The 20,426-nt window shown below is 65.7% G+C and carries 22 protein-coding genes; 10 read left to right on the forward strand and 12 right to left on the reverse strand.

What is annotated here, in order from left to right:
- Complete coding sequence (locus MHX64_RS00615; protein WP_239355630.1) at positions 1 to 1,056, forward strand: NAD(P)-dependent alcohol dehydrogenase; 1,056 nt, start codon at positions 1 to 3, stop codon at positions 1,054 to 1,056.
- On the opposite strand, the gene MHX64_RS00620 is transcribed toward MHX64_RS00615, so the two are convergent.
- Positions 1,053 to 1,850, reverse strand: a complete 798-nt coding sequence (locus MHX64_RS00620) for a hypothetical protein (protein ID WP_239355629.1) — start codon at positions 1,848 to 1,850, stop codon at positions 1,053 to 1,055. The genes MHX64_RS00615 and MHX64_RS00620 overlap by 4 nt on opposite strands.
- A gap of 145 nt (positions 1,851 to 1,995) precedes the next feature.
- Between MHX64_RS00620 and MHX64_RS00625 the strand changes: the two genes are divergently transcribed.
- Positions 1,996 to 2,355, forward strand: a complete 360-nt coding sequence (locus MHX64_RS00625; protein WP_239355628.1) for a DUF2200 family protein — start codon at positions 1,996 to 1,998, stop codon at positions 2,353 to 2,355.
- Here the strand turns inward: MHX64_RS00625 and MHX64_RS00630 are convergent.
- From MHX64_RS00630 to MHX64_RS00645, 4 genes are all read right to left on the reverse strand, one after another.
- On the reverse strand, positions 2,352 to 2,939 hold the full coding sequence (locus MHX64_RS00630; RefSeq protein WP_239355627.1) for a TetR/AcrR family transcriptional regulator: 588 nt from the start codon (positions 2,937 to 2,939) through the stop codon (positions 2,352 to 2,354). The genes MHX64_RS00625 and MHX64_RS00630 overlap by 4 nt on opposite strands.
- A 2-nt stretch (positions 2,940 to 2,941) precedes the next feature.
- The gene (locus tag MHX64_RS00635) at positions 2,942 to 5,284 is read right to left on the reverse strand and encodes an MMPL family transporter (protein ID WP_239355626.1); all 2,343 of its coding nucleotides are present in this window, start codon (positions 5,282 to 5,284) and stop codon (positions 2,942 to 2,944) included.
- Between the two features lie 55 nt (positions 5,285 to 5,339).
- Positions 5,340 to 6,470 (reverse strand): ATP-binding protein, encoded by a 1,131-nt coding sequence (locus MHX64_RS00640; RefSeq protein WP_239355625.1) that lies wholly within the window; start codon positions 6,468 to 6,470, stop codon positions 5,340 to 5,342.
- 127 nt (positions 6,471 to 6,597) lie between these two features.
- The gene (locus MHX64_RS00645) at positions 6,598 to 6,783 is read right to left on the reverse strand and encodes a hypothetical protein (protein ID WP_194560401.1); all 186 of its coding nucleotides are present in this window, start codon (positions 6,781 to 6,783) and stop codon (positions 6,598 to 6,600) included.
- A gap of 125 nt (positions 6,784 to 6,908) precedes the next feature.
- Between MHX64_RS00645 and MHX64_RS00650 the strand changes: the two genes are divergently transcribed.
- Positions 6,909 to 8,423 (forward strand): DASS family sodium-coupled anion symporter, encoded by a 1,515-nt coding sequence (locus MHX64_RS00650; RefSeq protein WP_194560400.1) that lies wholly within the window; start codon positions 6,909 to 6,911, stop codon positions 8,421 to 8,423.
- Here MHX64_RS00650 and MHX64_RS00655 read toward each other — a convergent pair whose 3' ends face one another.
- Complete coding sequence (locus MHX64_RS00655; RefSeq protein WP_239355624.1) at positions 8,424 to 8,816, reverse strand: hypothetical protein; 393 nt, start codon at positions 8,814 to 8,816, stop codon at positions 8,424 to 8,426.
- A 118-nt stretch (positions 8,817 to 8,934) separates the two neighbouring features.
- Between MHX64_RS00655 and MHX64_RS00660 the strand changes: the two genes are divergently transcribed.
- The 5 genes from MHX64_RS00660 to MHX64_RS00680 are packed head-to-tail and all read left to right on the forward strand — an operon-like array spanning position 8,935 to position 13,807.
- Positions 8,935 to 10,038 carry a YihY/virulence factor BrkB family protein gene (locus MHX64_RS00660; RefSeq protein ID WP_239355623.1) on the forward strand — a complete coding sequence of 368 codons (1,104 nt, stop codon included), beginning with the start codon at positions 8,935 to 8,937 and terminating at the stop codon, positions 10,036 to 10,038.
- Between the two features lie 27 nt (positions 10,039 to 10,065).
- Positions 10,066 to 10,950, forward strand: coding sequence for an SDR family oxidoreductase (locus MHX64_RS00665; protein WP_239355622.1), 885 nt, complete (start codon positions 10,066 to 10,068; stop codon positions 10,948 to 10,950).
- Positions 10,951 to 10,998: 48 nt separating this feature from the next.
- A complete protein-coding gene (locus tag MHX64_RS00670; RefSeq protein WP_239355621.1) occupies positions 10,999 to 12,264 on the forward strand; it encodes an adenosylmethionine--8-amino-7-oxononanoate transaminase in 1,266 nt (421 codons plus the stop codon).
- On the forward strand, positions 12,261 to 12,938 hold the full coding sequence (bioD, locus tag MHX64_RS00675) for a dethiobiotin synthase (RefSeq protein WP_239355620.1): 678 nt from the start codon (positions 12,261 to 12,263) through the stop codon (positions 12,936 to 12,938). Before MHX64_RS00670 ends, bioD begins: the two co-directional genes overlap by 4 nt.
- Entirely contained in the window at positions 12,935 to 13,807 is an 873-nt protein-coding gene (locus MHX64_RS00680; RefSeq protein ID WP_239355619.1) for a patatin family protein, read from the forward strand. Before bioD ends, MHX64_RS00680 begins: the two co-directional genes overlap by 4 nt.
- Here MHX64_RS00680 and MHX64_RS00685 read toward each other — a convergent pair.
- Entirely contained in the window at positions 13,804 to 15,435 is a 1,632-nt protein-coding gene (locus tag MHX64_RS00685) for a peptide chain release factor 3 (protein WP_239355618.1), read from the reverse strand. The two genes, MHX64_RS00680 and MHX64_RS00685, sit on opposite strands and share 4 nt — an antisense overlap.
- Before the next feature lie 47 nt (positions 15,436 to 15,482).
- On the opposite strand from MHX64_RS00685, the gene MHX64_RS00690 reads away from it, so the two are divergent.
- Positions 15,483 to 16,022 (forward strand): NADPH-dependent FMN reductase, encoded by a 540-nt coding sequence (locus tag MHX64_RS00690; protein WP_239355617.1) that lies wholly within the window; start codon positions 15,483 to 15,485, stop codon positions 16,020 to 16,022.
- Here the strand turns inward: MHX64_RS00690 and MHX64_RS00695 are convergent.
- Positions 16,019 to 16,588 carry a hypothetical protein gene (locus tag MHX64_RS00695; RefSeq protein ID WP_239355616.1) on the reverse strand — a complete coding sequence of 190 codons (570 nt, stop codon included), beginning with the start codon at positions 16,586 to 16,588 and terminating at the stop codon, positions 16,019 to 16,021. The two genes, MHX64_RS00690 and MHX64_RS00695, sit on opposite strands and share 4 nt — an antisense overlap.
- Positions 16,589 to 16,598: 10 nt before the next feature.
- Entirely contained in the window at positions 16,599 to 17,177 is a 579-nt protein-coding gene (gene pth / locus MHX64_RS00700) for an aminoacyl-tRNA hydrolase (protein ID WP_239355615.1), read from the reverse strand.
- Between pth (MHX64_RS00700) and MHX64_RS00705 the strand changes: the two genes are divergently transcribed.
- On the forward strand, positions 17,176 to 18,066 hold the full coding sequence (locus MHX64_RS00705) for a nitronate monooxygenase (protein WP_239355614.1): 891 nt from the start codon (positions 17,176 to 17,178) through the stop codon (positions 18,064 to 18,066). The genes pth (MHX64_RS00700) and MHX64_RS00705 overlap by 2 nt on opposite strands.
- 148 nt (positions 18,067 to 18,214) lie before the next feature.
- Here the strand turns inward: MHX64_RS00705 and MHX64_RS00710 are convergent, their stop codons facing one another.
- The 3 genes from MHX64_RS00710 to MHX64_RS00720 all read right to left on the reverse strand — a co-directional run bounded on the left by MHX64_RS00710 (position 18,215) and on the right by MHX64_RS00720 (position 20,292).
- Positions 18,215 to 19,009: a fumarylacetoacetate hydrolase family protein gene (locus MHX64_RS00710; RefSeq protein ID WP_239355613.1), complete on the reverse strand. Its 795-nt coding sequence runs from the start codon at positions 19,007 to 19,009 to the stop codon at positions 18,215 to 18,217.
- A gap of 5 nt (positions 19,010 to 19,014) precedes the next feature.
- Positions 19,015 to 19,566: an aminoacyl-tRNA hydrolase gene (gene pth / locus MHX64_RS00715; RefSeq protein ID WP_239355612.1), complete on the reverse strand. Its 552-nt coding sequence runs from the start codon at positions 19,564 to 19,566 to the stop codon at positions 19,015 to 19,017.
- A gap of 78 nt (positions 19,567 to 19,644) precedes the next feature.
- Positions 19,645 to 20,292 carry a 50S ribosomal protein L25/general stress protein Ctc gene (locus tag MHX64_RS00720; protein WP_239355611.1) on the reverse strand — a complete coding sequence of 216 codons (648 nt, stop codon included), beginning with the start codon at positions 20,290 to 20,292 and terminating at the stop codon, positions 19,645 to 19,647.
- Between the last annotated feature and the right edge of the window lie 134 nt (positions 20,293 to 20,426).

A 20,426-nucleotide genomic window follows, 5' to 3' on the forward strand; every position in this document is an offset into this window, starting at 1 on the left:
ATGAAGGCCATCCGCTACACCGACTACCAAACATTCCCGCAGCTCGTTGACGTAGACAAGCCCACCGCCGGCCCCGGCGAAGTGGTGCTGAAAGTCGCCGCCTCGGGCGCATGCCACTCCGACGTCGCCGTGTTCAACGACTTCGTCGAGGGCACAAACCCGTTGTGCGCGCCGCAGTTCACCCTCGGCCACGAAGTCGCAGGCTGGGCGGACGAGATCGGTGAAGGCGTCGACGGAATCGAGCGCGGCGCCGCGTACGTGGTCTACGGTCCGGTCGGCTGCGGCTACTGCCGGTTCTGCATGATCGGCCAGGACACGTTCTGCGAAAACGTCGCCCAGGTCGGCTACCTGGGCATTGGCTTGGGTCGTGACGGAGGCATGGCGGAGTACGTCGTCGTGCCGGCGCGCAACCTCGTGCCGCTGGGAGATGCGGACCCAGTGAAGGCCTCCGCGCTTGCCGATGCCGGTTTGACCCCGTACCACGCCATCAAACTGGCGCTGCCGAAGCTGAACAAGGCTGGCTCGTCCGCGCTGGTGATCGGCCTTGGCGGGCTCGGGTTGCTGGCAGTGCAGATCCTCAAAGCCATGACCGGCGCGACGATCATCGCCACAGACACCAAGGAAGAAGCGCTGCGCGAGGCTGAGAAGTACGGCGCGATCACCGTTGCTTCCGGCGACGATCAGGCCGCGAAAATCCGTGAGCTCACCGGTGGGCGGGGCGTAGATGCCGTCTTCGACATGGTCGGCATCGGCCCCACTGTGGAGACCGCGATGACATCCGTGGCCACGCAAGGCCGCGTGTCCATCGTCGGCCTCGGTGCCGCGGGCAGCGATTACGGCTGGCAGTGGTACAAGGAGCCGTACGAGGCCGAGCTGGTGAAGACCTACTGGGGTACTCTGCCGGAGCTCGGAGAGCTGGTCGCGCTACTGCAGCAAGGTCACCTGGAGCCGCAGTACACTACATACTCGCTGGATGAGGGCTTAAATGCCTACCAGAAACTCGTTGACGGCCAAGTCGCCGGCCGCGCGATCATCGTGCCCAACGAGCGTTTCTAAGACGCCCGCTCATCCCACCATTGCTCGAGGTACGCAATAGCCTGGTCGATGGCGTGGTGGGTGTCCACCGCCTCCATCGACGGCAGGCCTTCGGAACGGAACTGCGGGCCCAGGTTCTTAAACGGGCTGATCGTGCGATCTTCGTGCATGGCCGCGTGGATGGACTCGAGGATGTCGTTGATCCTGCGCGCCACGATCTTCTTCTGGGCGCGGTTGAAGGTGGGCGGGGCGAACGGGTTGTCGTCGATGAGCATGTGCCCCGAAAGCTTGCCCTCGCGCGGGTCGAACGCGAATACTGCGACCGGGAACGTGAAATCGGAGTTCATGTTCGGGCGAAATTCGATGCAGAACGTGGTGTAGAGCGCGTTGTCCTGCGAGTTTTGCACCATCGCCAGCGTGGCGGTGGACATGTCCTCTGCCTCGAACGACGCGCGGCGCTTCAGCGCGAACGCGGGGTCCTGCGGGTCAACGATCTTCACGGTTTTGTCATCGAGCGCGACGAGGATGCGGCCGAGCTCGGCGACCACGTTCGCGGCGTCCTCCGGTGAGTACCACTCGGGCGCCTGCGGGCTGCCGGGCTGCAGCATTGCGAGTTCGACCTCGTGGGTGTCGATGTCGTGCACGATCACGGCGACTTTCAGGCCGGTGTCGATGACGTAGTCGGCGTCGAGGTGGATGGCAATGTCCTCGTCGAAGTACGGGTCGTCTTGCTCGATCCCGAGGTCGTCGGCGAGGTCTGCGGCTTCTTCGTCGTAGGTGTCCAGGTAGTACAGCTCGTAGGTATCAAATCGCATGGGTCCCCCCTAGGTGTCGTGCGGCAGCCCCCTGCTCCCGCTTATCGACGACACTAAAGCCGCCCACACCCAGCGCACAAGAGTCCGAGTGTCCATGAAAATGCGCACCGGCGAGGGAACCGCAATAGGCGATAGGGTTGCGAGCATGGTTGAACAGGCGAAGTTGGAGCGGGTTTACGCGTACCCGTTCGGAGACATTTACAACAACTACCTGGCCAAAGTGGAGCGCAAGGGCCACAGCAGCGACGAGCTGGATGACGTGCTCGGCTGGTTCACCGGCCTTGCGCCGGCGGAGCTGGAAACGGAAGCCGCGTCGGGCAAGACGCTTCGCGAGTTCTTCGACGCGGTGGCGCTCAACGCGCACGCCGATTTGATCACCGGGAAGGTGTGCGGCGTGCGCGTCGAGGAGGTCGAAGAGGACCTCATGCGCAAGATCCGCCAGATGGACCTGCTTGTCGACGAGTTGGCCCGCGGCAAGAAGATCACCAGCATCAAGCGCGGCTAGCGCATGTCGCGCAGCACCTCGAATGCGCGTCGGACCAGCGCGCGGCCGTCGTCAGCTGCGCGTGGCTCCGGCTGCATCAGGTAGTGCTTCACCGCGGTGGCGCCGGCGATGCCGTAGGCGTTGAGGAGCACTTCGGCATCGAACTGCGTGGCGCCAGGGGTCCGGGCCCGGATACACGCAACGAGCGGCTCCGCCATCTCCCGCATGGTCTCCTCCGCGGGTGGGGTGCTGGACTCAGCCCGGGCACGGTCACTGAGAAGGACCAGGGTGGAGGCGGAGTAGAGCTCAAATCCGTCCTCCTTGAGTGCGTCGATGATGATCGCCTCGACGGATTCAGCTTCCGAGAGTTCCTCCGGCAGCGCCGCGATCTGCTCGGCGATGGCGGCAAAGACCTTGCGCAGAAACTCTTCGAGCGCTTCGTCGATGTCGGCGAAGTAGTTGTGGAAGGTTCGGGCGGACACGCCCGCCCGCTCGGAGACCCGCGCGACGGTGGCTGCGGCCGTGCCTTCTTCGAGCAGCAGGGCCGCGGTCGCCTCCGAGATTGCGCGCCGGGTCGCCGCCTTCTTCTCTTCGCGCAGACTCATGGCTACACCGTAACCGGCTGCGACTGGTGCAGTTTCTCGCCCTCGATGTCGAGGTTCGGCAGCGCCTTGTCTAGCCAGCCGGGGATCTTCCACGCGCGGTCGCCGAGCAGGTACATCGTGGCCGGGATGAGGGTCATGCGGACCACGAATGCGTCGATAAGCACACCTGCGGCGAGCGCGAAGCCCATGGCCTTGATGAACGGCTCGTCGATGAGCACGAACGCCGCGAACACCGAGATCATGATCAGCGCGGCCGCGGTGACCACGCGCGCGCCGTGCTTGTATCCGTTGGCCACCGCGTTGCCGGCGGTCTTGCCGCGGGAGACGTAGCCCTCGCGCATGCGGGTGACCAGGAAGACCTGGTAGTCCATGGCCAGGCCGAAGGTCAGGCCGATGAGCATGATGGGCAGGAAGGACAGCAGCGGCTGCGGGTCCTCGATGAGTCCGAAGATGCCCTCCTGGAAGATGGCGACGGTCACGCCGAAGGTCGCGGCCATGGACAGGCCGAAGCCGAGCGCGGCGATCAGCGGGACCCAAATGGAACGGAACACCAGCATGAGCACGATGAACGCAAGCCCTAAGACGATGGCGATGTAGGGCACCAGCACGCTGGAAAGCATCTGCGATATGTCATCGAAGATCGGAGTGATGCCGGTGATGCCGAAGGTGGCGCCGGTTTCCTCCTCGAATGGCTGCTTGAACTCGCGCAGGCGCTCAAGGGTGTCGGTGGTGGCCTGGTCGGTCGCGCCCGAGTTCGGCGTGATTAGGATCTGGGCGGCGTCGAAGTTGTCCGTGGTCTGCACAATCTGGGCGTTGACCACGCCCTCGGTGCCGGAGAAATCCTGCAGCAGCGTCTGGTAGGCGCCCATGCGGTCCTGCTCGGCGACGTCGGCGGTGTCCACGTACGCGATCATGGGGGCGTTGCGGCCGTGGCCGAAGGCGTCGTCGATAAGTTCGTACGCTTCGCGCTGCGGGGAGCCGAGCTTTGCGGTGCCGTCCGTCGGCATGGCCAGGCGCAGGTTGGCGGCGGGGATGGCGAGGATGCCCAGCAGCAGCACACCGGCGATGAGGTTCAGCCACGGGCGCTTACGGATCTGGCGGGCCCAGAGCAGGCCCATGGTCGGCTTCTCGTCCTCCGGGTCCGGCACCTTCGGTCCGGGGATGCGGATTGCGAACGCGCGGGTGCCCAAAAGGCCGAGCAGCGACGGCAGGAACGTCAGGGCCACGAGCACCGCGATGGCGACGGTGGCCGCGGCGGCCAGCGCCATGGTGGTCAGGAACGGGATGCGGATGATCGACAGGGCTGCCAGCGCAATAAGCACGGTGGTGCCTGCGAAGACGACGGAACCGCCAGCGGTGCCCAACGCCATGCCCATTGCGTGGGCGCGCTTCGCCTTGTCCATCTTCTTCAGCTCTTGGGCCAGTTCCTTCGGCGAGAGGTCATTGAGCCCGGACGAGGAGATCAGCTCGTTGCGGAAGCGCGCGACGATAAACAGGGAGTAGTCGATGCCCACAGCAAGCCCGATCATGGACGCCAGCGTCGGGGTCATATCCGAGATCGAGTCGGTGAACAGGGTGCCCAGCTGCACGCCGAGGATGCCAACGCCCACGCCGACGACCGCGGCGATCAGCGGCAGGCCGGCGGCGACCAGGGAACCGAAGGTGACCAAAAGGACGATCGCGGCGACTGCCATACCGATGAGCTCGGAGGTGCCGTCCATCTCGCCGGCGCCGCTGAACGCGTTGCCGTTGTACTTCACGGTGAGGTCAGTCGCGTCGTAACGCTCGAGGATGCTCTCGACCTCGTCCAGGGTTTCCGCCGGGATGTCCATGATGTTGTCGTCGGTGAAGGTCACGGACACGGTGCCGGTGGTTTCGTCCGGGCTCAGCGGCGACAGGGCCGCGAGGTCGGCGTCGATCTGCTCCTGGGGCATGCCCTGGGCCGCCTTGGCCTCGCCCATCTGCTGGGCCATGCCGCCGGCAGCGAGCACCGGGTTGACAATCGCGTCGGGTTCGCGGAAATCGCCGGTGGCCTTGAGCTCGTCGAGCATGGCGTCGACCTCGGCCATCACCTCAGGGTCCTTGAGCGTCTTGCCTTCCGGCGCCTTGATCACAACGGTGCCGCTAGGCACGCTCATCGCGTCCTCGTCGGTGCCGAAGCGCTCGTTCATCTCCTCCTGCGTGACGGTGGAGTCCATGTCAGGCATGGAAAACGTCGGGCTTGGGGACTTTGCGAAGTTCACGGCGCCGAAACCGAGGGCGCCCAAAAGGATCAGCCAGATGGCCAAAAACGGCCAGACTTTTTTGTATGACCAGCTGCCGAGCCGGTAGAGAAATTCAGACATGTTGCACACAGTACGCAAAGTTGCGCAGTGTGTGCAATGTTTGCGGGTAGGGGTGCTAATCCCAGCCGGTGTCGCGCGTGGTGCGTTGTTTGAGGTGGTGGCCCATGTGGGGGATAACGAAGTTGAGCACGCCCCGGCGAGGGGAGTAAATCAGCTCACGGTCGATGAGTTTCTGTCGCACCATGGAGACCTGCTGTACGCGTTTGCCCAGCTGCTGCGCGATGGCAGCGCTTGGCACAGCCTGTTGGCCCTCCTGTACCTCGGCCATCGCTTCGAGGTATTCGAGCTCGGCGGCGGGCAGGTGTAGCAGCGCTGGTTGGTGGACCAAGTCGCCCAGTGTTTTCAACACGTCTGGGGTCACTGCCGCGAGGTCGTCGTGGGAAACGGGCTGGTCCCGGCGGCTCGCACGCTCGAACAGGTGGTAGCCGAGGAGCTGGATTAAAAAGGGGTAGCCGCGGGTCAGCGCCGCGGCGTCCGTGAGTACCCCGTCGGGGATCTCGACGCCGCCTCGTGCCGCGGTATCCCTCAGTACCGAAAGTGTCTCTGATGGCGTCATTGGGGCGAGCACGGCGTGCTGGGCGCGGCGCAGAAACGTGGTGCCCGGGTGTTGTAGTAGCGACTCCACGCCGTCAGGCAACCCGGCGGCGGCGAAGGCGATGTCGCGCCCGTCCCGGCGCAGATCCTGCACCGCGGCCGTGAGTTGCCACAGCTCTTTCGCGTTGACACTTTGGACTTCGTCCAGGGTGATCAGTACGCCGGATTCGGGCGGCAGCTCGTCGCAAAGAGTGTTCAGTGAACCGATCAAGGAGGGGGCCGGCTTTTCACCCGGGGCGGCGGTGGTTGAAAACCCGCCGATGCCGGAGACCGTCACGCCCGTGATGCGTCGCCGCTCTGGGTCCTGCTGTCGCACCGTGGCGAGCGCCTGCGGGATCACGGTGGCAACCAGCGGTTCGACCAGCTCGTACGGCTGAGCGCGTAGCACGATCCAGCCATGGCCGGCGGCTTCGTCTTCGAGCTCGTTGAGCGCGACCGTCTTGCCGATGCCACGCGGCCCCGAGATAAGCAGGGTTCGCCTCGGGTCGCCGGGTCCGCCGTCCAGGCCGGCGCCGAAGCTGCGTGTGAGGCTGTCGTCGCCGCCGAGCACGACGGGTGAAACGCCGAACGTGGGGATGAAGGGATTACGCATCCGTGCCTCCTTGAGTCTTTATACTCTTTATACACGGGGATGTCTTTATACTCTTTATACTCCCAGTTCGTCGGCGATTTTCAAAGCGACGGCACGGGCAGGAAACGCTCGGTGAGGCGCTGCTGCGTCACAGCAGCACGGAAACGCCGCGCACGATGGAATCCCACAGCCCGATCACGGAAAAGCTGAGGTCAGAAAGCGAATCCTGCCAAGATGCCGGCAAGAAGTTGTTGGTGATGTCGGTCGTCAGCATGATGCGCAGATCCTCCGCGCCGTGGTGCATGTTGTAGTTCAGCTGCGAGCTCAGATTCATGGCAGCGATGCTACCCCTCGCACGACGACGCACCCCGGTAAAACCGTACGAACATCACATTTTGCAGGCTTTATAGGAGTGACTAGCGTCAGGTATATAACAACCGAATCAAGGAGGGGCACGCAGTGACGACAGCGACCACAGCAGTCACACCAGCAGCAAACTCAGAGCAACAACCTGAGGAAAAGAAACGCAACACCGGCAAGATCATCGCGTTCATCTTGGCGTTTGTGGCACTCGGGGTGGTGATGATGCTGCCGATTGCGGGCCTGGCCATGCCGGCGAAAATCGCGCTCGGCATGCTCGCCTTCGCCGTGATCATGTGGGTCACCGAGGCGGTGTCCTACTCGGTTTCCGCCGTGATCATCGTCGGCCTCATCGCGATCCTGCTCACCTTCGCCACCGACCCCGAGACCGGTCAGGCGGTCGGGGCGTCCAAGGGACTGAGCATCGCGATGAGCGGATTCTCCTCGTCTGCGGTGGCGCTCGTCGGTGCCGCGCTCGCGCTGGCGACGGCGATGCAGGCCACTGGACTGCACCGCAGGCTGGCGCTCTACGTGCTCAAGACTGCGGGCGAGAAGGTCTCCAACATCGTCATCGGCGCGATCGTCATCTCCATCATCCTGGCGTTTTTCGTCCCGTCCGCAACGGCGCGCGCCGGCGCCGTCGTGCCGATCCTCATGGGCATGGTCGCCGCCTTTGGCCTGGCCAAGGAGTCGAAGCTGGCGGCGCTTCTCGTTATTACCGCCACGCAGGCGGTGTCCATTTGGAACGTCGGCATCAAAACCGCCGCGGCGCAGAACCTGGTGGCCGTCGGCTTCATCGAAGACCAGCTGGGGCAGACCGTCTCCTGGGGCCAGTGGTTCCTGTGGGCCGCGCCGTGGTCTGTGCTGATGTCGATCGCGCTGTTTTTCATCATGCGCTGGGCGATCAAGCCGGAGGCTGAGGCGATCGAGGGCGGGCGTGAGCTCGTCGAAAAGCAGCTTGCAGAGATGGGGCCGATGACCGGCGCCGAGAAGCGCCTCACCGCCATTGCCGTTGCGCTGCTGCTGTTCTGGGCGACGGAAGGCGTGCTGCACCCGATCAGCTCCGCCACCATCACCATCGTCGCGGTGGGCATCATGCTCACCCCGATCATCGGCGTGATGGACTGGAAATACGCCCAAGAACACATCAATTGGGGCACCCTGGTCGTTTTCGCCGCCGGTATCTCGCTGGGTAAGTTCCTGCTGGACACGGGCGCGGCGACCTGGCTGTCGGAGGCGACGTTCGGCGCCATCGGCCTCGCCTCCATGCCGATCATCGCCACGATCGCGCTGGTGAGCCTGTTTAACATTCTCATCCACTTGGGCTTCGCCTCGGCGACCTCGCTGGCGTCCGCGCTGATCCCTGTGTTCATCGCGCTGGCGGCCACCCTGGACGTGCCCAACAACGGCATCGGCTTCGTGATCATCCAGCAGTTCGTCATCTGCTTCGGCTTCCTGCTGCCGGTCTCCGCGCCGCAGAACATGCTGGCCTACGGCACCGGAGCGTTCACCTCCAAGCAGTTCCTGCGCACCGGTATCCCGCTGACGATCGTGGGCTACCTGCTCATCCTGCTGCTGTCGGCAACCTACTGGAACTGGATCGGTCTGCTCTAACTACTCCACAATCAGGCCCAGGTGCAGCGCGGAAAGTTCGTGCTCGCCTGGGCCTTTCGGCAATTCAGCGAGCTCGCGGGCGGTCGCGGGCGTCACCGGAATGATCCACCCGAGCTTCGGGTCCAGCACCGGCACGGCTTCGCGGTCAACCGGCACGAAAGTGACGTCGCGCTCGCCTTCGTGCCGCAGCTGCACCGCGCCGCCTGCGGCGATGCGATCGAGCGCGGCCGCCGAGGTGGTCACGATGACCATCTTTTCCTCGGTGTCGGGGGAGAGTTTCGCGGTGTGCACCTCAAGCTTGTCGACGTCCAAAGGTTCAAACCGGTCCGGAAAATCCACCAACGGCGTGTGGCCGAGGCAGAGGAGCTGGCGTGCGCGACTGAGAAGTCCCATGCCCGCCGAGTGTAGAGGGCCACCGCTAGTGATTGGGCAGTCGAGTTGTTCACAGATTTTGGAAACGCTGGGAACCCGCGCACAGTTTCGGCAACACGCCCCGGTTACAGTGTCTGACATGGCAGAAAAGGGCACCTCTTACCGCGCTGAGCTGGTCATGCCGTACGGCACCGGCGATGTGGTCGTCTCCCCGCACGACTACTCCTCCCCGCTGGGCACCCGGCTGTCGCGCGCCGGCTGGAAGTCGGTGCTGCGTCGCATCGTCACCGACTTTGCCAACGACGCCATGGTGGACCGCGCAGCCGCGATGACGTACTACACGCTGCTGTCGGTTGCGCCGATGCTGCTTGCGGCGTATTCCATTTTCAGCCTGCTCATGCCGCGCGAGGAGGACGCCCCAGATTCACTGCTCGCCGAACTGATCCGCTCGTATGTGCCTGCGGAGTTGCAGGAAGATGCGCTGGCGCTGGTGCTGTCGATTGTCGGGACACCGTCGCAAAGCACGATTGCCCTCGTGGTTTCTGTGCTGATCTCGCTGCTGTCCGCCTCGGGCTACGTGCGGTCGTTTTCGCGTAACGCGAACCTCATGTACGGCCGCACTGAAGGCCGCCCGATTGTGGTCACGTGGGCGACGATGTGGCTTGTCACGCTCGTGCTCGTGGTCGGCGCAGTGGTGATTGTTTTGGGTGCGCTGCTTACCGACGGCATCGTGAACGCCGTCCTCGGACCCATCGCACGACCGTTGCAGCTGGAGGACGAGCTGGAGTACCTCACCTCGATTTTTCTGCCCGTGTGGGACTACCTGCGCGGCCCCGTGATCGCGGTGGTGGCAGTCGCGCTGGTCAGCGTGCTCTACCACTTCACCCCGAACGTGCGGCCCGGGCGGTTCCGGGTGCTGACGCTCGGCTCGGCGCTGGCGCTCGTGGTGGGCAGCGCGCTGTGGGTGGGTTTTGGCTGGTACCTGAAACTGGTCGGCGTGCGTAGCACCTACGGCGCGTTCGGGACGGTGCTGGCGGTGCTGGTGCTGGTGTGGACGGTTAACGTGGTGCTGCTGATGGGCGTGAAAATCGATGCCGAGATACTGCGCGCCAAAGAACTGCAGGCGGGGATGGATTCGCGCCGCTGCATCCAGGCGCCGCCGCGCTCCAGCCGGGGCGCTGCGGGACGGTTGCAGATGCGGCGGTGGACCGACCGGGTGGCGGACGAAATCTTGGACGGTTGAGCACCGGCGTGCAGGTAGCGTGGTGGCATGACGCTGATTGATCCCCGCACAAAGTACCCGTCCGAGTTCCCCTCCGAGCCGCGCCAGAACAACCCCGGCCTGGACGTGAAGATGGCGACCGAGCCCGATCTGGGGCAGGACTCCTACGTCGGATCCGGCAAGCTCGAGGGCCGCCGCGCCCTTATCACCGGTGGTGATTCCGGCATCGGCGCCGCTACCGCAATCGCGTTCGCCCGCGAAGGCGCCGACGTGGCCATCGCCTACCTGCCCGAGGAGCAGGAAGATGCCGAGCGCATTGTGAAGCTCATCGAGGATGCCGGCCGTAAAGCGGTGGCGATACCGGGCGACCTGCAGGAGCTCGAAAACTGCGTAGCCGCGGTGGAAAAGACCGTCGAGGCCTTTAGCGGCCTGGACATCCTTGTCAACAACGCCTCGCGCCAGGTGTGGAACGACGGGCTGCTCAACATCTCCGACGCCGATTTCGACGCCACGATGAAGACCAACATCTACTCCGCCTTCCGCGTGACTAAGGAGGCGGTCAAACACATGGAGCCGGGCTCATCGATCATCTTCTCTACTTCCATCCAGGCTTACGAGCCGTCCAAGGAGTTGTTGGACTACGCCATGACGAAGGCCGCCTTTAACAACCTGGCTAAGGGGCTGTCCGGCGAGTTGCTGCCGTCGAAGGGGATCCGCGTCAACGCGGTCGCGTCCGGGCCGATCTGGACCGTGATCCAGCCGGCGGAGGGGCAGCCGAAGGAGGTTGTGGACAACTTCGCCCAGGACTCCGACATCGGCCGCCCGGGCCAGCCCGCGGAACTGGCGGGCGCGTACGTGTTCCTCGCCTCCGAGGCGGCGTCCTACATCTCCGGCGAGACGCTCGCGGTGACCGGGGGTGCGCTGACCCCGTAGGGTTGAACACCGTTCAAAAGGTCCGTTGAGCTGCTAGGGTTCGTGTTCATGAACCCACGCGAGATCGCCGACATTGACGCTGCCCACATCTGGCACCCCTACGCGGAACCGGGGCAGTTCACCTACCCCGTCGAAAGCGCCGCGGGCCTACGCATCACGCTTCTCGACGGCCGCGTGCTCATCGACGCCATGTCCTCCTGGTGGGCCGCCATCCACGGCCACTGCCACCCGCGTTTGGTCTCCGCGGCCGAGGCGCAGATTGCGAAGATGAGCCACGTCATGTTCGGCGGGCTCACCCACGAACCAGCGGCGACGCTGACGAAACGCCTGCTGGAGCTGACCGGCGGGGCGTTTTCCCAGGTGTTCTACTCCGACTCCGGATCGGTGTCGGTGGAGGTGGCGATGAAGATGGCGCTGCAGTACGCCATCGGGCAAGGGCATCCGGAGCGCACCACATTTTTGACCTGGCGCTCCGGCTACCACGGCGACACGTTTGCCACCATGAGCGTGTGCGACCCGGAGGGCGGCATGCACGCGATGTGGGGCGACGCGCTGAAACCGCAGGTGTTTGCGCCCGCCCCGCCGGTACGCGGGGCGTCCGCCGCCGACCGCGATGCCTACCTCGATCAATTCGCGCGCCTGATCACGCCGGAGATCGCCGGCGTGATCGTCGAGCCGGTGGTCCAGGGCGCCGGCGGCATGCGCTTCCATGACCCCGAACTGCTTTCAGGGCTTCGCACACTTTGCGACGCCTCCGGCATCCCCCTCATCGCCGACGAAATCGCCACCGGGTTCGGCCGCACCGGCCAACTGTTCACCACCCTGGACAATGGCGTGGTGCCCGACATCATGTGCGTGGGCAAGGCGATGACCGGCGGATTCATGACGCTTGCGGCCACCCTCGCCACCGAGAAGATCGCATCCGGGATGCAGCCGAAAGCGCTCATGCACGGCCCGACGTTCATGGCGAACCCGCTCGCGTGCGCGGTCGCGGCCGAGTCCGTCGCAATGGTGGCGGAGGGGCAGTGGCGCGACCAGGTCACCCGGATCGAAGCCGGCCTCGAGCGCGGCCTGCGCCCGCTGGCCGATCTGCCAGGTGTGGCGGACGTGCGCGTGCTCGGCGCCATCGGCGTGGTCGAGCTCGAGCGCGACGCGCCCATGCGCGAGACCACCGAGGCCGCGATGGCCGAGGGAGTGTGGATCCGTCCGTTCGGCCGGTTGATCTACACCATGCCGCCCTACATCTGCTCAGACGAAGACATCGCCCAGATCTGCCGGGGCATGACGGCAGCGGTCAAGGAGGCCACGAAATGATCATCGCCATCACCGGCACCAACACCGACGTGGGCAAGACGGTGGCCACCGCCGCCATCGCCGCCGTGCTCAAGCGGCGCGGCATCGAGGTGGTGGCAGCCAAGCCCATCCAGACGGGGGAGGCACCGGGGCAGGGGGACGCGGCAGCCGTCGAGAAGCTTGCTGGCATCGAAACCTTCGAGCGGTGGCGCTACCCCGAGCCGCTGGCGCCGAACCTCGCCGCGCGGCGGGCGGGAATCCAGACGCCGACCCTGGGCGAGGTCGCCGAGTGGATCCGCAGCCTTGACGCCCCCGGGCGCGTGGTGCTGGTCGAAGGCGCCGGCGGGCTGTTGGTGCGGCTCGCGGACGACTACACGCTCGCCGACATCGCCAAGGCCACAGGCGCGCCGCTGGTGGTGGTGACCTCGCTGGGCCTGGGCAGCCTGAACCTCGCCGAGCTGACCTGCGTCCAAGCCCGCGCCATGGGCCTGGAGGTGCTGGGGCTGATCGGCGGCAGCATGCCGGACAACCCGGACCTGCCTACGCGGCTTAACGTCGAGGAGCTGCCGGAAGTCACCGGCGCCGAGTACTGGGGCCACCTGCCGGAAGGCTGCGGGCGCCTCGACACGGCCGAATTCGCGGAAGTCGCGTGGGAGGCGATCGGGGAGGCCGTGCGCGTAGGCTCGCGTGCATGATTGACGCCCGCGACACCGCCCTCATCTTCGAAGGAGGAGGCACCCGCAACTCGTACACCGCCCCCGTGGTGGAAAAGCTCATCGCGGAGGAGGTCCAGGTCGGCTGGGTCGGCGGCATTTCCGCCGGTTCGGTGCACGCGTTGAACTTCGCCTCCCGCGACACATGGCGCTCCGAGAACGCGTTCACGGAGTTCGTGGGCAACCCCAAGTTCGGCGGGTGGCGCTCTGTGGTGAGAGGCAAGGGCCTGATCAACGGCGAGTGGGCGTACGAGCAATCCGAGGACGTCCTGCCGTTCGACTTCGACGCGTTCGCCCGGACCACCGAGGAGGTCCACGTTGAGGCTGTGCGGGCCGACACGGGGGAGACGGTGGCGTTCAACCGCGACGACCTGCGCACCTTGGAGGACGTCGCCCTTGCCGCGCGAACGTCATCGACGCTGCCGATCCTGATGAAGATGCGCGAAATCGACGGCGTGCCCTACGTCGACGGCGCGCTGGGCACCTCGGGCGGTTTGCTCATCGACGCCGCCCGCGCCGCCGGTTACTCGCGTTTCCTCGCCGTGCTCACCCGCCCGCGCGATTACGTCAAGGGGCCGCAGAAACGCGAGCGCGCCGTGCGCCGCATCCTGCGCAACACGCCGAAAGTCGCCGACGCGATGGTGGCTCGGCCGGGCATCTACAACGCCGCGAAGCAATCGCTTATCGACGAAGCTGCCGCCGGCAACGCCTACCTCTTCTTCCCCGACGAGATGGGGGTCGAATCCACCGAGCTCGACGCGGAGAAACTGCGGGCGAACTACGCGGCCGGCCAGGCCCAGGTTGAGCGCGATTGGCCTGCGATGCGCGAGTTCCTCACCGCGAAGCGCTAGTCCGCGATGAGCGGCTCGATGGTCAGCTCCGGGTGCTCCTTCTCGACGAACGCGAGCTTCCACTTGTCGCCGAACAGGGCGATGAGCTCGCCGTCGGTGCGGGTGAAGATTTCCACGCCGCGCTGACGCCCCAGCTCCGGCGCGGAGTCGGCGTCGGTGCGGCGCGCTACGGAGTAGGGGATCGGCTCGGTGACGGTATCGACGTTGTACTCGTTTTCCATGCGCGCCTGCATGACCTCGAACTGCATCGGGCCGACGGCGGCCATGACGGGGGCGGCGTCGCCGCGGGCGTCGTTGCGCAGGATCTGCACCACGCCCTCGGCGTCGAGCTGGTCCAGCGCTTTACGGAACTGCTTGTACTTGCCCAGCGACTTCGCGCGCAGCGTGCGGAAGTGCTCCGGCGCGAACTGCGGCATCGGCGGGAACTGGACTTTCTTGCCGGCGTAGATCGTGTCGCCGGGTGCCAGCGCGCCGGCGTTGACCAGGCCGATGATGTCGCCCGGGTATGCGGCTTCCACCGTGTCGCGGCTGCGGCCGAACACCGTCAGCGCGTACTTGGTGGAAAACGACCGCCCGGACTGCGCGTGCGTGACCTGCATGCCGCGGTCGAACTCGCCGGAGACCACGCGCATGAACGCCAGGGTGTCGCGGTGGTTTTTGTCCATGCCGGCCTGGACTTTGAACACCACGCCGGAGAAGTCGTCGCCGACCTCGCGCTGCTCGTCCATCGCGGCGGTGGAGGCCTCGACGGCCTTCGGGTCGGATGCGCGGCCCTCGGGTGCCGGGGCGATGGCGCACAGCGTGTCCAGGATCTGGTGCACGCCGAAGTTCAGCATCGCGGAGGCGAAGATGATCGGCGAGGTGATGCACTGCTCGAAGAGTTGCTGGTCGTGCACGGCGCCGTCCTCAAGCAGAAGCGACGCCTCCTCGAGGGCGGTCTCCCACACGTCGCCCTCTTTCGCCAAGGCTTCGTCGGGGGAGTAGTGCTCCTCCGGGGCGATGGTGGAGCCGCCGGCGGTGCGGGTGAAGTGCACGTACCCGTCGATCTCGCCGTCTCGTGAGACGTGCGCCAGGCCGCGGAAATCGCCCGCCTCGCCGACTGGCCAGTACAGCGGGGTCGGCTGCAGGTCGATTTCGGAGACGATCTCGTCGACAAGCTCGAGCGGCTCGCGGCCCACGCGGTCCCACTTGTTAATCACGGTGACAATCGGCAAACCCCGGGCCTTGCACACGCGGAACAGTTTCAGGGTTTGCGGCTCGAGGCCTTTGGCTGCGTCGATAAGCATGACCGCAGCATCGACAGCGGAAAGCACGCGGTAGGTGTCCTCGGAGAAGTCCGCGTGGCCCGGCGTGTCCACCAAGTTGACCACGTACGGCTCGCCCTCGTGGCCGTCGGGGGCGTACTCGAACTGCAGCGCCGAGGACGCGACGGAAATGCCGCGGTCCTTTTCCATCTCCATCCAGTCCGACACGGTGGACTTGCGGTTGCCCTTGCCGTGCACCGCTCCGGCCTCCGAAATCACGTGCGCGTGCAGCGCCAGCGCCTCCGTGATCGTCGACTTACCGGCGTCCGGGTGGGCGATGACGGCGAATGTGCGGCGGCGCGCGGCCTCGGAAACGGTACTCATAAGCAGCTAGCTTATCGACGCACCTTCGGCCAAGTACAGTCGTGTCCATGACAACAATCGGAGTGTTTCTTGGATCTGTACGCTCTGGCCGCATCGGCGAGCATATCGGCGCCTGGGTAATGGACGCCGCCGCCGAGCGCGACGCCGATTACCGCCTGTTGGACCTGGCCGATTTCGACGTGCCGCACCTGGTTGCGGAGGTCGTGCCTGGCGCGGCGAACAAGCAGTACGACGACCCGGTGGTAACCCGCTGGTCCGAGGCGGTGGACGCCTGCGACGGGTTCGTCTTTGTCACCCCGGAGTACAACCATTCCATCCCGGGCACGATGAAAAACGCCTTCGACTCGCTGTTCGGCGAATGGTCAGGCAAGCCGGTGGCGTTTGTCGGCTACGGCGCCGACGGCGGCGTGCGCGCGGTGGAGCACTGGCGTCAGATTGTGGCGAACCTGTCCATGCGCGGCATCCGCAACCAGGTGGCGCTGAACATCTTCGGTGAGGATGTTGAGGACGGAGATTTCGCCCCGCGCGAGCACAAACAGGTGGCGCTCACGCGCGCGCTGGATGACCTGGAGGCCGAGCTGGGCTAGTCCGCCAGCGGGAGCTCGAACTTCAGGCCCTCGCATGTGATGCGCCCGTTCTGCTTGCCGTTCCACTCAGGTGTAAAGCCGACCTCCTCGAGCGCCTCGACGATCGCCTGGCCGATCTCGGCGTCGGACTCGTCGCCGGGGTTGTCAAGGGAGCTGAAGCCGAAATAGATCAGCCCTGTGTGGATGACGCAGTCGACGTCCTGCATGGTGCAGTAGGCGTAGCCCTTGCGGCCTTCTTCGCGGGCGAGGTCGGCGCCGTCCTCGGCGGCCTCGCCCATGTCGTAGCCGGTGTCGAAGGAAAAGGAGAGCTCGCGCTTCGCCAGCGCCTCGCGTAGCGCGTCGATGCGTTTGGCGTCCTCGGAGGCCTCGGGGACGAAGCGGGCGTATTCGTCGCGGACTTCGTCGATGAGGTCGGTCGGGCGCTCGTTGTCTTCGAGCCAGCTTTCGATGTGGCTGGCGCTCCAGCCGTGGCAGAGCTGGAGGCAGATTTCGCTGGTGGTCTCGTCGGGTTCAAAAAGGCCGGTTGCGGGCGGGTATTTGCTGTCGAACATGGCATGGCGTGTCATGCCCCACAACCTACTGCGTTGCGTGGATCACATTCTGTGCTTTGCCTAGGCCTTCGCTGATAATCAGCTGCGCGGCTTCGGCGGCGAGCGCGACCTGGCCGGAAATGTCGCCTTCGACGGGGGAGAGCACCCAGTCCGGCACCGCCACACCCTTCGGCGGGCGCCCGATGCCCATCCGCACACGCAGATAGTCGCGGGTGCCCAGGTGCTCGGTGATGGATTTCAGTCCGTTGTGGCCGTTTTCGTTGCCGCCGAGCTTGGCGCGCACTTTCCCGGCGGGCAGGTCCAGCTCGTCGTGCACCACGATGATGCGCTCCGGCGCCACGCCCAGTTGTTTCGCCAGCGGGCCGACGGCCTCGCCGGTGGTGTTCATGTACGTCGTCGAGCGCGCGTAGGCCACGCCGTCGCGCACCTGGACGAGCGCTTTGACCCCCGGCACCGGCGTAAGCTCGCCGGCCAACTCGTCGAGCGCCATGTAGCCCACGTTGTGCCTGGTGGCGGCGTATTTTTCGCCCGGGTTGCCCAGCCCCACCACGAGCCACTCCGCCTCCAGCTTGGGGGTGCGTTTGCGCCTGAAGAATCCGAACATGACGCATACTTTAGCCATGGACTTTCCACGCGTGATCGCAGCACCCATGGCCGGCGGGCCGTCCACGCCCGCGCTCGTCAACGCGGTGAGCTTCGGGTTCATCGCACTCGGCACCTGCACCGTCGTCCAAGCCCGCGAGTGGCTCGCCGCGTGCGAGCCGCCGTTCGGCGCCAACCTGTTTGTGCCGCAGCGGGAGCCTTTGCTTGACGACGTCCACGCGGTCGCCCGCCGCCTCCACCAAGATGTCCCGGACGTCTCCTCCGATTACGCGGAGAAGTTCGCACTCGTTCTCGATGCCGCGCCGGCCGTGGTCTCGTCCACGTTCGGCTGCTTCACCGAAGACGAGATCGCCCAGCTGCACGCCGCGGGGTCGGAGGCGTGGGCGACGGTGACTAACCCGGCCGAGATCGCCGAGGCGCATCGCAGGGGCGTCGATGGCGTGATCGTCCAGGGCCCGCGCGCCGGCGGGCACCGCGCAACCTGGGACCAGCACGACGATCCGGACCAGCGCCCGCTGGAGGAGCTGCTCGCGCTCGCCGACGGTCCGGTGATCGCGGCGGGAGGCGTGCGGGGACCGGAGGACGTCGCCAAGCTTGATGTCCCCGTCGCCTGCGGCACCGCATTTTTGCTTGCGGACGAGGCCGGCACGAGCGAGCGCAACCGGCAGCTGCTGCGCTCAGACGCACCCGCCGTGGTCACGCGCGCGTTTTCCGGACGGTGGGCGAGCGGGGTGGGAACCGCGTTCACCCGCGAGCACCCGGACCTGCCGCCGACCTACCCGTATTTGCGCCCCATGACCAAGGACAACGACTACTGCCTCGTCGGCGCGGACCGCGGCGAGCTCATAGCCGCACCGGCGCGTGAAATCGAGCGGATGCTAACGCCCTAGTCGGCCGGGGTGATGTTTAAGGTGTCAGCCAGCTCGGCGGCGGCTCGAACGAGGCAGCGATGTTCAGCTCCGTGCCGTTCATCATCCTGCTGCTGCCGCTGCAGATGATCGCCGAGGCTGAGGTCCGCCTGCTGGACCGCTTGGGCGTCTAGTACACCCGCGTGGTGTTCTCGATCGCGCCCAAGCCCTCGATTTCCACGCGCACCGTGTCGCCGTCGGCAAGGTAGCGCTGCGGGTCGCGGGCGTGGCCCACACCTGCGGGCGTGCCGGTGGCAATCACGTCGCCGGGCTCGAGCGGGTAGAGGTGCGAGATGAACTCCACCAGCTTCGCCGGGGTGAACACCAGATCGTCGGTGGGGGCGTGCTGCATCACCTCGCCGTTGACGGTGGTGGTGATTGCAGGGCCCGGCTGCCACTCGGTGTCCAGCCACGGGCCGAAGCCGGCGGTTTTCTCCAGCGATTTGCCCTGGTGCCACTGCTGCGTGCGCTTTTGAAAGTGGCGCTGGGTGTAGTCGTTGATTACCGAGTAGCCCGCGATGTGCTCCGCGCCTTTAGCGGCGTGGCGGGCGCGGGTGCCGACGATGACCGCGAGCTCGCCTTCGAAGTCGAGCGTGTCGGCGTTGAAGCTGGGCACCTCGGCGTCGTCGTAGGCGCCGATGAGCGCCTCCGGGTACTTGATAAATAAGGTGGGCACGTCCGGCTGCTCGTGGCCCATCTCCGCGATGTGCTTGGCGTAGTTCAGGCCGACGCAGATGATCTTGCCGGGCCGCGGGATCACCGGGGCGAGATCGCCAGGGGCGAAGGTGATCTCCTCGCCTTCGTCGAAGGTGCCGTCGCGCAGCAGCTTTCCGACATCCTCCGCGCCCAGTGTGACCGCCCTATTGTCGTCGATGATGCGCGCGGCGGTGGTGGTGTCTCCGGTCCTGATCGTGGCAAGTTTCATGCGCGCTAGCCTATCGCGCGAAGGATCTCATCCGCCGCGTCCGCGGACGCGATAGCCAGATCCACCTGCTCTTTCGCGCTGAATGGTTTGAGCACGTAATCCGCCGGCGCCATCCTCCCGGGCGGGCGGCCGATGCCCACCGCCACCTTGTTATACGGCTTGCCGCCCAAGGATTTCGTGATGGACTTCAACCCGTTGTGCCCGTGGTCGCCGCCACCGAGGCGCAGCTTCACTTCGCCGAGCTCCAAGTCCAGCTCGTCGTGCACCACATACAAATCGGCCGGCTGCACGCCGAAGTAATCCATCAGTGCTTTGACGGGGCCGCCGGAGACGTTCATGAAAGACCGGGTGCGGGCGATGACCGCATGGTCGTCGTCAAGCAAGCGCCCCTTCGCAAGCTCGGCGATCTCCGTGTTGGTGCGCTTGTGCACCGCAAGCTGCGCCGGCATGGGGGTCGCGCGGCCGAGCAGCTCCTCCACGACGAACACGCCCGCGTTGTGCCGCGTGGCGGCGTACTGCGGGCCAGGGTTGCCAAGGCCGACGATCAAGATAGTCACGCTGACGAGGATAACCCACCCGAAAAGCGGAAAACCCGCCGCCGCGGCGACGCGGGGGCGGGTTCAGCAGGGGAGGGTTTACTCCTCGCCCTTCTCCTCAGCCGGAGCGTCGGACTCGGCGCCAGCCTCAGCGCCGCCTTCCTCAGCTGCCTCGGCCTCAGCCTCGAGGTCCTCGTCAACCTGCTCGTAGGTGACGTTGACGATGAGGGTCTCTGCATCGGAGGTGAGCTCTGCACCCTCCGGCAGCTTGACGTCGGAAGCGTAGAGAGCGTCGCCGATCTCCTTGCCCTCGATGGACACGGTCAGCTCGTCCGGGATGGACAGCGCGTCGATCTCGATCTCGACGTAGTCGGTCTCCTGCAGCACAACTGCGCCCGGAGCAGCCTCGCCCTCCATGACAACCGGGACCTCGACGGTGACCTTCTCGCCGCGCTTAATGCCGAACAGGTCGATGTGGTCGATGTCCAGGGTGATCACGTTCTGGTCGATGTGCTTGACCATGGCCAGCAGCTTCTCGCCGTCGAGCTCGAGCTCGACGATGGCGTTGGCGCCGTCGTTACGCACGATCGCGGTCATCTCGATGCGGTCGACCGCGAAGTGGATGTTCTCGATGCCCTTTTCGTACAGGACACCCGGGATCTTGCCGTCGCGGCGCAGACGGCGTGCGGAGCCTTTGCCGAACTCCTCGCGACGCTCACCCTTGATAACGGTGGGGGTAATAGCCATGTTGTACTCCTTCTTGGTGGAAGGGCCACAGGCCTTGCCTGCGACCACTAAACGGATATGTGCTCGTCGAGTGATCGCAAAAGGATCTCAAAATCGCGTCGATAACGGCCCTTTGAAGGCCCTCGCCGAGACTG

The organism is Corynebacterium sp. ACRPZ, assembly GCF_022346205.1.
GTDB lineage: Bacteria > Actinomycetota > Actinomycetes > Mycobacteriales > Mycobacteriaceae > Corynebacterium > Corynebacterium lehmanniae.